The organism is Variovorax sp. P4_B10 (assembly GCF_056402375.1).
The window spans coordinates 24,425-31,322 of record NZ_JBFUHN010000076.1 but is presented as its reverse complement, the minus strand read 5'-3'; the positions used below and the strand labels follow the sequence as shown (position 1 = coordinate 31,322).

Below are 6,898 nucleotides of genomic sequence, written 5' to 3'. Positions count from 1 at the left end.
ATATATTTCCTTGTAGCTTTAGTTTGACTGGGCGGTTGGCCCGGCAGGTAGGTAGTCGGTCCTGCAAAATTCATCCAACTCCGCAAACTAATGTAACAAAACGCGTCCCGACGCCGCCAGGCTTCGCCCGCCTCCGCGTGCCGCTCATGTCGAACGCGAGACACCAGGAACACCCACGATGAGAAAGCCATCCATTGGCAGCATTGCCTTTGCCAAGACTCATGCCGGCGTAGAGCCAGACAGTGGTCGAATTCTTCACGTCTCCCCTGTTGATCAATGACAGCAAGAAAATCCGTGCGCAATGCGTGCATCGCGATGGCGGTGAGTTCAATGCTGGCAGCTTGCGACCCACACAATCCCCGGCCGCCTGAGCGAATGCCACCCGCGCCTGCTGCTTACAACACGGTGATACTGCCGCCAGTCGTGTACGGGCATTACCAGGGGCGCCAGATGTCTGAATCCGATGACGCGTGCGGCGTGCCGGACCCGTTGCGTCAGGCGGTGCAAGATCAGTTGAAGGCGCGGCATGAAGTTTTGCTCTCCGCGTCAGGTACCGGTATGAGGACCGGCCCTTCGCTGAAGATCGAAATCATGGACATAGTGACCGTCAGCGCCGGTGGACCCACGATCGTGGTCATCCATGCTGTGCTCGAACGACCGGGACTGCCAGCTGCGCAATTCAAAGGCCTGCGCCAGATGCACACCCAATACGTTGGTATCACGGCGGAGACCACCGAATGCAGCTCAATGGATGCAGTGATTCACGGGTTGGGCGCAGACGTTGCGAAATGGATGCTCAATCCGGTGGACGGGGTGTCTCTAGTGAACGGAGAGTGAGCCCCGTGTGAGAGTTCTGGTGCAATCAACTCGCAAGAGCCACGATCTGCGCCACGACAGTCATCACTGCGTTGTTTTGATCGTCGACATCGGAACGGCTGGGGTTGGTCGCGGTCGTCGTCACCGCAAGGCGAAGCGAAGGAACGATCAGTGCAAACTGTGCGCCGTAGCCCCACCCCCACGCGACCGGGTGGCCGCTCAGTTGCCCCGTGAACCACAGGTAGCCATACCCGGTCTGCTGCATCGGCGCCGCGCTCCAGGTAGTCGGTACGTGAAAGCTCGTGCTCTTCTTGACCCAGTCCGACGGTACGACCTGGATGTCGCCCCATCGGCCGTTGTTCGCCATGGTCCATGCGAGCTTCGCCAGGTCTCGGGCGCGCAACCTGAGGCCTCTGTAGCTCATGACGTTTCCCGCCTTGTCCCGCGAGGCTGCAAACCGGGAGATGCCCAAGGGGCCAAACAGGTCACGTTTCGCAAGCTCTTCGATGGACATCCCCTGCGCATGAACGAGGATAGGAGAGATCAACGATATCGCTGCATCGTTGTAGACCCACCTTGCCGGCTTCGTTGCATCGACCCCCAGACGCAGCGTGAACTCGACCGGGTCCTCGGCAGCTTCCAGGTCCCGCATCTGGGTCCGGAAGTCATACACCAGGCCCGAGGTGTCGGTGAGGATCTGTTCGAGCGTGATCGCATGGACACCCGCGCCCGGCACCTTCGCCGCGGCACCGGGCAAGAGACTGTCGATCGTTGCCGAGATGCTGGGGATTTTCCCTTGCTGGAGTGCGATTCCGACGAGCATCGACGCAACGCTTTTGGTGACGGAATTGATGGCCTGCAGATCGGAAGCCGAAGCACCGCCATAGTATTGTTCTGCGACGAGCGACCCATTCCTGATGACCACCACGCTCCTCAGCGGATTGACCGAGCGGGCGTCATCCAATATTTTCCGCAGGGCCACGCCGTCCATGCCTTCGCGCTCCGGTGGCGCGACGGCCCAGTCCCCCGATCCCTCGGCAGCCAGACTTGAAGCGAGCGGAGCCAGTCCTCCCCCAACACCGAGGGCTACCGCCGAGCTGAGAGCAATGAACTCACGGCGCGAAGTTGCGTTCAGTGGCTTCCGCATCATCAGGCGTCCGGGTAATGCTCAGCCAGAACCTCCCGAACCGTCTCCTTCAATCCCTCGAAGATCTCGACGACATCGACCTGCTCTCCATCCTCGATCCGCTTGGAGATCATCGTCTTGGGGAACAGCAGGAGCGTCGTCTGCTTGTACCGGATTGCAGGGTCCCTGCCGTACTCGTCCTCGACCATCCACCAGTCGTAGTTCGCTTGAGTGCCGATGAAAACCTTGCCGAAGGCCAAGCCGAGCGCCTGAAGGGAGTACGTGGCTTCCGGCTCGACGATCTTCGAATCGATAACCTTCTGCAGGGCAGCCAGATCGGCCACGGTTCCGGCCAACGCAAGGCCCGTTGCTTCGGACACCAGCTCCGACGCATGCATCAGCTGCGTCGCAATGGCCCGGAGGTCGGCACGGGTGGGAGCTACGATCTTTTGTTCCATGGCACGAGTGTTTGACTCAAAGGATGACCGAGACTTTGCCATGAAGCCGGGGCAAGGTGCCGACCATCGTGTGGCACGATCAACGCATGCCCGAGCCGTCACGCCGCATCCCGTACCGCACCTGGCCCGGTGCACTCGCGGTCTTCCTCGCCATTGCCGCCTATGTGGGCGGCCTGGCATTCTGGGACAGCCGCACGCCCGGCAGCCGGCCGTTGGCTGCGGGGCAGACGGTGGCCGTCGGCCAGGCCAGGTTCGTCCCAGCCAACGGATGGGAGATGGACGTGTCCCGCTCCAAGGCAGGCAAGTCGTTGATGCTGTTCAAGGGGGGCCACAAGTTTCTCGTGACCACGGAGCCATGGGCAGGCGGGCCGGACGGGCCCCTGATGAGGCAGCAACGGCTCATGGAGCGCGGCCAGGGTCTGCGCATCGAAGGCGACGTGTCCGACTTCGTCACGTCCTGGGGCCTGCAGGGCAAGACCTTTGCCTACTACGGCTCGAAGCTCGCCGGCCGGTTCTGGCAGGTGGTCGACCTCCAGCGCCGATCGCTCGTGCAGATCGACGTCTACGGCGCCAGCGACGGCCTGAACGATGCGCTGGCCGAGGCACGAAGCATGCTGGAGTCGATGGACCTGGAGGCCCCGCAGTGAGCAGCCCGCCCGTCTTCGAACAGGACCGCGGCGACTGGCCGGTCGGCACCGATTCGTTCTTCCAGCCGCATCGCGCCGCGTTCTGGCTGCTGGCAGCACTGATCGTCAACGGCCTTTTCTACACGGTCAACATGTTCGCCATGGGGTTCCGGGTCGTCCCCGTCACTGCGCTGCTGGGGTTGCTCGTGTGGGGCATCTACACGCTGGCTTTTCTTCTCGTCTTCCGCACATTGGACCTGCTAGAGCAGCACCCGCCCGAGGCCTTCGTGCTGGCCTTTGCTTGGGGCGGCCTGGGCGCGGTCTACTTCGCTGCGCCGGCGAACATCGCCATCCAGAGCCTGTGCGCCAAACTGGTGTCGCCGGATTTCGTGGCGGCCTGGGGGCCGGCCATCGCGGGCCCGATCACCGAGGAGTTCCTGAAGCTCGCCGGCGTCGTCCTGCTGGTGCTGGTCGCGCGCAACCAGTTCCAGACCTCCCTTTCCGTGCTGATCGTCGGTGCCATGACGGGGCTGGGTTTCCAGGTGATCGAGAACCTGACCTACACCGTCAACGCCTCCATGCACTTTCCGCTCGAGAACCAGGTGTACCCGGTGCTTCTCAACCTGCTGACGCGCGGGCTGCTGAGCGGACTGTGGAGCCACGCGGCCTACACGACGATCGCGTCCTTCGGCGTCGCCTGGTTCCTGCTGCACCCCGAGCGATCGATGCTGACGAGGATCGCGGCCGCCTTCCTGTGCTTCGCCCTCGCGTGGGCGATGCATTTCATCTGGAACTCGCCGCTGCTGGAGGACCGCTTCGACGGCGGGTACGGCGAGATGGCACTGTTGCTCCTCGTCAAAGGCATCCCCGTGATGGCGGCGGCCTGGCTCTTCTGGCGGGAAGCCGCCCGGGAGAACGGCACCTACCTTCATGCCCTCGCGGCCTACTTCGTGCCCGAGCGCGAACTGATCCGCGACGACGAGTGGGTTCGGCTCGGCGCGCCGCTGTCGCGCTACAAGGTTCGCAGGGAGACGGGCTGGACCTTCGGCCTGCGGGCAAGGCGGCTGAAGACGCAGCTGCAGCGCGAGCAACTGCGGCTGATCCGCAAGGCCATGACGTACGGACGCGGGGCGCAGACGCTGCGGCATGAAGTCGCGATCAGGCGCATACGGGCCGCGTTGGATCCGCTCATCCAAACACAATCATGAGGGTCGATTGCCCGCGACTTGCCGCCAGCCCTATCCAATTTGGCAGATGGCAAACCGCGCTCAACTCGGCAGACTCGCGGGATGGCCACCTACGTCCCTCCGCCCTTCCCCGAGCCCACCCAGCCTTTCGACACGGCCGAGGACGCCGCCCGTGCGGCACTCCAGGCGCTGCTGATCCGATCGATCGGCAATCGCAACGAGTTCGGCGGCATGATCTGCAAGCTCAACACCAAGTTCTATGTCGCGCCGTACTTCGTCGGCGAACGCAACAGCGTCGACCCGGGCCATCGGCTGCTGAACAAGGGCTGCATGCCGGTCGGGGCCGAAGCCGTGGCCGTGGCTTACTTCCACACGCATCCCAACGTCGAAGGCGCCGGGATGACGATGAAGCCCGATGTCTTCTCGGACGAAGACATCGGCGTCGCGAACGGTGCGGAGATCGATGCCTACATCGGCAGCGTCTCGGGCCTCTTCCTGAAATTCGAGCGCGCGACGCAGAAGACCTACATCGCAGGCAAGTGCCTGCGGAATGCAGATACAGGGCCGGTGCCTGATTGGAAGAAAGTGAAACAGGAACTGGACCTGAAGTACGAATTCCTGTCTCCATCTGCGCCGGTGAAACCCGTGGTGAAGCCGAAGCCTCGGGTGCCGGATCGCAGGGGGCCGACGATGGCTCCGCTGCGTTAAGGGGCAGGAGCTCCCGGCCCCTTCATCACCACTTCACGCGCACGCCCAGCGCGCCGTTCACGAAGCGTGCGATGTCCGTGCACCTGCGCAATGCCTATGCGCGCGCGGGGGGTGAGTTCCGCAGAATCAGCCGTACAGCACTTCGGGAGAAATACGCATGATCTCGACCTGCTGCGCCGCGTCGAAGACGCGGGCAACCGGCTCCCAGACGCTCGCATAGTCCGGCAAGGCGTCTGGCGCGAAACTCGTGTGCGGCCAGTCGGAGCCCCACACCGTGCGGGCGGGAAACAACCCTGCAAGCTCGCCGATGCGAGCATCCAGCGCGTCGTAGGGCGCATGTGCTGCGAGGCGGTACCAACCCGACAGCTTGAGCCACGCGCCCCCTTGCGCAAGGCGGGCGAGCGCCTGCCGGCTCTCGCTGGACAATGGCGTGTCTGCATGCGCGCCGGCCAGGTGATCCAGCACGGCAGTCACTTCGCAGCCGGCATGCAGGTCCGCGATCCGGGGCCAATGCGCCGGCTGCGCGTACCACTGCACATGCCATCCCATCGCCTGGATCCGGGGGGCGAGCGCACGAAAATGCGCGCCGATGTCCCTGTCGTTGCCAACCGGCGATACCAGGTTGAATCGCACGCCTCGCACCCCCAGGGAATGCATCGATGCCAATTGCGCGTCGGTCGTGCCGGGCTCCAGCACCGCCACGCCCCGGTGCCGGCCATCGCCCTGGCGCAAGGCGTCGAGCATCACCGTGTTGTCGCAGCCATAGACGCTGGGTTGCACCAGCACCAGGTGCGCGACACCATGATGCCCGGCCAGCTGCTCGATATCCGCCAACGGCCGATCCACCGGCCGATAGTGGCCCGGCATGACCGGGGCTTGCGCGTCGAAGACATGGACATGGCTGTCCCAGCCCAGGCCGCCCGCGACATCCAGCATCACCTGCTCAGCCCGCGACGATCTTGCGGTCGCGCACGATACGCGCCCACTGCGCGCGCTGGGCCGCGAGGAAGCCCGTCACCAGGCCCTCCGGGCCATCAGGGAACGCCTCGCCACTCAGCGCCCGGATGCGGCCGAGCACTTCGGGATCGCTCATGGATTTGCGGATGGCCGCGACCAGGACGGCCTTTGCCGCCGGGTCGATGCCGGCGGGCGCCAGCACGGGGTTCCACTCGAGCACTTCATAGGCCGGCACACCGGCCTCTTCCATCGTCGGGATGGCGGGCAGCGCCCGGGTGCGCCGGCGCGTGGTCACGGCCAATGGACGCAGCCGGCCGGACTGGATCTGCCCGAGCGACGACGCGACGTTGGCAAAGAAGAGCGGCACTTGCCCGCCCATCACGTCGTTCATGGCCGGGCCGCCGCCCTTGTACGGGACGTGCGTGAGGCTCACACCCGCGCGGTCTTCGAAAAGCGCGCCCGCCAGGTGCTGGGCGGAGCCATTGCCGGAGGAGGCATAGGCGATCTGCCCCGGCTCGGCCTTGGCCATCTGCACGAGGTCCTTGACGCTCTTGGCTTCGAAGCTCGGCGTGCAGACCAGCACGTTCGGAAACAGCGCCAGGATGCCGAGCGGCGTGAAGGACTTGTCGTTGTCGTAGGGGAGCTTGGGGAAAAGCGCCGGGTTCACGGCGAACGAGGATGCGTCCACCAGCAGTTGCGTGCCGTCGGGGTTGGCACGGGCCACCTGCCCGGCGGCGATCTGTCCGCTGGCGCCGGGCTTGTTGTCCACCACCACCGTCTGGCCCAGTGCATCGGCGAGCCGCGGCGCAATCAGGCGCGCCATCAGGTCGGCACCACCGCCGGCCGCGTAGGACACGACCAGCGTGATGGTCTTCCCGCCCGCGACCTTGCCCGCGGCGCGGGCCAGGGTCCACGGTGCCGCGGCCACGGCAGCACTCGCGCTCAGCAACTGGCGCCGCGAGCGATCGACCGTGATCTGGTTGGGTTTGGAAATCGATGCTTCTTTCATGGCGCTCTCGC

General features: G+C 64.7%; 8 protein-coding genes. 4 read left to right on the top strand and 4 right to left on the bottom strand.

Annotated features, from left to right (window positions below; all coding sequences use genetic code 11):
* Positions 1-450 precede the first annotated feature (450 nt).
* On the top strand, positions 451-837 hold the full coding sequence (locus tag AC1DXX_RS26915; RefSeq protein WP_478137278.1) for a hypothetical protein: 387 nt from the start codon (positions 451-453) through the stop codon (positions 835-837).
* A gap of 25 nt (positions 838-862) precedes the next feature.
* On the opposite strand, the gene AC1DXX_RS26910 is transcribed toward AC1DXX_RS26915, so the two are convergent.
* Together AC1DXX_RS26910 and AC1DXX_RS26905 are read right to left on the bottom strand one after the other, a co-directional pair.
* Positions 863-1,807 carry a serine hydrolase domain-containing protein gene (locus AC1DXX_RS26910; protein ID WP_478137277.1) on the bottom strand — a complete coding sequence of 315 codons (945 nt, stop codon included), beginning with the start codon at positions 1,805-1,807 and terminating at the stop codon, positions 863-865.
* Between the two features lie 158 nt (positions 1,808-1,965).
* Positions 1,966-2,400 (bottom strand): DUF3806 domain-containing protein, encoded by a 435-nt coding sequence (locus AC1DXX_RS26905; RefSeq protein ID WP_478137276.1) that lies wholly within the window; start codon positions 2,398-2,400, stop codon positions 1,966-1,968.
* Between the two features lie 86 nt (positions 2,401-2,486).
* On the opposite strand from AC1DXX_RS26905, the gene AC1DXX_RS26900 reads away from it, so the two are divergent.
* The 3 genes from AC1DXX_RS26900 (at position 2,487) to AC1DXX_RS26890 (ending at position 4,921) form a co-directional block, all read left to right on the top strand.
* Positions 2,487-3,047, top strand: coding sequence for a hypothetical protein (locus AC1DXX_RS26900; RefSeq protein WP_478137275.1), 561 nt, complete (start codon positions 2,487-2,489; stop codon positions 3,045-3,047).
* Positions 3,044-4,234 carry a PrsW family intramembrane metalloprotease gene (locus AC1DXX_RS26895; RefSeq protein WP_478137274.1) on the top strand — a complete coding sequence of 397 codons (1,191 nt, stop codon included), beginning with the start codon at positions 3,044-3,046 and terminating at the stop codon, positions 4,232-4,234. Before AC1DXX_RS26900 ends, AC1DXX_RS26895 begins: the two co-directional genes overlap by 4 nt.
* Before the next feature lie 81 nt (positions 4,235-4,315).
* Positions 4,316-4,921 carry a DUF4329 domain-containing protein gene (locus AC1DXX_RS26890; protein WP_478137273.1) on the top strand — a complete coding sequence of 202 codons (606 nt, stop codon included), beginning with the start codon at positions 4,316-4,318 and terminating at the stop codon, positions 4,919-4,921.
* Between the two features lie 126 nt (positions 4,922-5,047).
* Here the strand turns inward: AC1DXX_RS26890 and AC1DXX_RS26885 are convergent, their stop codons facing one another.
* On the bottom strand, positions 5,048-5,857 hold the full coding sequence (locus AC1DXX_RS26885; protein WP_478137272.1) for an amidohydrolase family protein: 810 nt from the start codon (positions 5,855-5,857) through the stop codon (positions 5,048-5,050).
* Between the two features lie 7 nt (positions 5,858-5,864).
* The gene (locus AC1DXX_RS26880; RefSeq protein WP_478137271.1) at positions 5,865-6,887 is read right to left on the bottom strand and encodes a tripartite tricarboxylate transporter substrate binding protein; all 1,023 of its coding nucleotides are present in this window, start codon (positions 6,885-6,887) and stop codon (positions 5,865-5,867) included.
* Positions 6,888-6,898 lie beyond the last annotated feature (11 nt).